The following is a 2710-nucleotide window of genomic DNA, read 5'->3' as shown; positions in this document are numbered from 1 at the left end:
CGACCAGCAACAGGACCGATTTCCTGCCGGACTTGCCGGCCAAGGCGATCGCCTGGGTTACCTGCCTGGCGTTCTTGACCGGCACCTGATTGACGGCGACGATGATGTCGCCGGCCTGTATTCCGGAAGCGGCGGCCGCTTTGTCGGGGTTGACGCTGGCAACCACCGCGCCGTGCTGCTTGCCGGCTAGGTTCATCTGCTGGCGAATGTCGGGCGTTATATCCATCAAGCCGAGCCCTATCGCCGGAGCGCGCCCGGCGCTCGGCGCGTCGGACCCGTCGTCCAGCGACGCGGTCTTCGCATCGGCGCTGTTTTGGCCGACATCGACGGAAATCCGCATCGGCTTGCCTTTGCGCCAGACATCCACCGTTTCCCTGGCGCCCGGCGCGACATCGGCGACCGCCCGCGACAGGTCCTTGGGATCCTTCACGTCCTGCCCGGCAAAGCTGGTGATGACGTCACCCGTCTCGACGCCGGCCTTGGCCGCCGGCGAACCGTCGTTGACCTCTGAAACCAGCGCGCCGCCGGAATGGTCGAGCCCGATGGCGCTCGCGACATCGGGTGTCACCTCCTGTATCTGAACGCCGAGATAGCCGTACTGGATGGAGCCGCCCTTCATCAGCTTGGCGACCACCTTCTGGGCCTGATCCGACGGAATGGCAAAGCCGACGCCGACGCTGCCGCCATTGGGTGAATAGATCGCCGTGTTGATGCCCACGACATTGCCGGCGACATCCACCAGCGGACCGCCGGAATTGCCGTGGTTGATCGGCGCGTCGATCTGGATGAAATCGTCGAACGGGCCGCTATGCAGGTCACGGCCGCGCGCCGAGACGATACCTGCCGTGACGGTGGTGCCGATGCCGAACGGGTTGCCGAAGGCCAGCACCTGGTCGCCTGGCATGAGCTTGTCGGAATCACCCCATTTGACGGTCGGCAGGGGTTTGTCTGACTTGACCTTGAGTACGGCGAGATCGTTCTTGGCATCGCGGCCGACAAGCTTGGCCGGAAGTTCGGTGCCGTCGTCGAGCGTCACCTTGATCGAAGAAGCACCATCGATGACGTGGTTGTTGGTGACGACGGTGCCATCCGCGCCGACGATGAAGCCGGAACCCAGCGCCTCGGCGCGCTGCGGTTGCTGTTGCGGCGGCGTCTTGGGCGTCGGCATGCCCTGGTCACCGAAGAACTGGCGGAAATAGTCATCGAAGGGCGAGCCGCCGTCGAAAGGAGATGCATCGCTCATCGTTTCAGGCTGTGCCTTCATGACGGTGGTGACCGTCACCACCGCCGGCTTGTCGGCGGCAACGATGGGGGCGAACGAGCCATTGGGCGCGGTGATGCCGGCGACAGGCGTCTGGGTTGTCGGAATGGTGTTGCCCTCGCCTTGGGCGAAAGACATGACGAAGGGGGATATGATCAGCGCAGCGCCCAGCAAGGCCGCGACGCGATGCCTACGAAGGATATCTGACATGGTCGTTTGTCCGGGCGAGAGTTGATCCAGCGCCGTGGCCTCTCCCGTGCGGGGAAATCGGTCATCGGCGTGTCGAGGTCGCAATTGCCCGTCTCGCCTACATGGCAGCCAACCGGATCGACGGCCTTGCATCTAGGGCGCGGATTCGCCCGATTTAGGGTTTTAGGGCGACCTTACGAAGATTTAATATCCGCACGGCGGCAGGGCCGCAAAGTCGTCGGGCGGCACCTTGCTGTCTCGCTGGAGCCTCAGCCACCGGCGCTTCGCTCGAGATAGGCCGTGGCAATCTCGCGCATGCGCTTGCCGTCGAAGCTCGGTCCGTGTCCACCATGACCGATGCGGATCGGCAGGTCCAGCAGGCGCCGCATCGTGCTGACATAGGCGGCTCGGTCGGAATCCGGCAGGTCGTCGATCAGCATGGCGTCATAGATGGCATCGCCGCTGAAGAACAGGCCGTCGACCTCGTCGAACAGCGCGATCGAATCCGGTGAATGGCCCGGCAAATGCAGCACGCGAAATTGCCGGTCGCCAAGATCGACGACATCGCCCTCGTCCAGGGTTCGCGTCAACGGCGCGGGCGGGATCCTGTAGTCGGCCGACTTCCATCCAGGCGCCGGCGGTTTCGAGACGGCACCCTCGAGGTCATGAAACATGTAGGCGTAGGTCGCGGCCTCATCCATGGTCTCGAACCGAGCCGCGCTCATCCTTGGCCCGGCCCGCAACGGGAATTCATGCAGCGAGCCGACGTGGTCGAGATGGATGTGGGTGGCAACGACCAGCAGCGGCTTGCCCTCCGCCGTCTCGATCTGCGGCGCCAGCGGACAGATGCCCATGCCGGTGTCGACGAGCAGGTCGGCATCGCGACCGCGCAGATGCCAGATATTGGCCCGAACATAGGCATGGACGAAGGGCTCGGTCAGCATCGTCGTCTTGTCGTCGACGACGCTCCTGCTGAACCAGTCGGGCATCACCTGTGAGCCGGGCATCAAGTGTGAGCCCGGCATCAGACGAAGGGCTTCCCGACCTTGTACTTTTCCGGCACCAGCCGCTTGAGATAGGCCATGCCGGCATCCGACAGCTGATTGACATCGGGCTTCATGAAATCGTCCGGCATGTGGCGTGTCTTGCCGGCGACGTTCTTGAGCGGCACTTTCTTCAGCACCGTTCTGGTGCCGTCATATTGCAGGGCCACCGAGCCGCCGCCCTGTTCGGCGACGGTGACGGCGAAAGCGCCGGCAT

At 64.1% G+C, this 2710-nt stretch carries 2 protein-coding genes and 1 pseudogene; all 3 read right to left on the bottom strand.

The window, feature by feature from the left end:
- On the bottom strand, positions 1-1471 hold a 1471-nt coding region (locus tag EN893_RS27935; RefSeq protein WP_164901168.1), incomplete at its 3' end, for a DegQ family serine endoprotease.
- Positions 1472-1719: 248 nt separating this feature from the next.
- Complete coding sequence (locus EN893_RS27930) at positions 1720-2439, bottom strand: MBL fold metallo-hydrolase (RefSeq protein ID WP_127270210.1); 720 nt, start codon at positions 2437-2439, stop codon at positions 1720-1722.
- A gap of 35 nt (positions 2440-2474) precedes the next feature.
- A pseudogene (locus EN893_RS27925) lies at positions 2475-2710 on the bottom strand (6-phosphofructokinase); the annotation flags it as partial.

The sequence above is a fragment of the Mesorhizobium sp. M7A.F.Ca.CA.004.04.2.1 genome (assembly GCF_004022825.1).
In the GTDB taxonomy this organism is placed as follows: Bacteria; Pseudomonadota; Alphaproteobacteria; order Rhizobiales; family Rhizobiaceae; genus Mesorhizobium.
The sequence above is the reverse complement of the archived record's forward strand: the minus strand, read 5'-3'. Positions and strand labels throughout refer to the sequence as shown.

Coding starts and splice junctions, on each gene's coding strand:
- EN893_RS27930 (WP_127270210.1), bottom strand. CDS start 2,439: ATGCCCGACTGGTTCAGCAGGAGCGTCGTCGACGACAAGACGACGATG.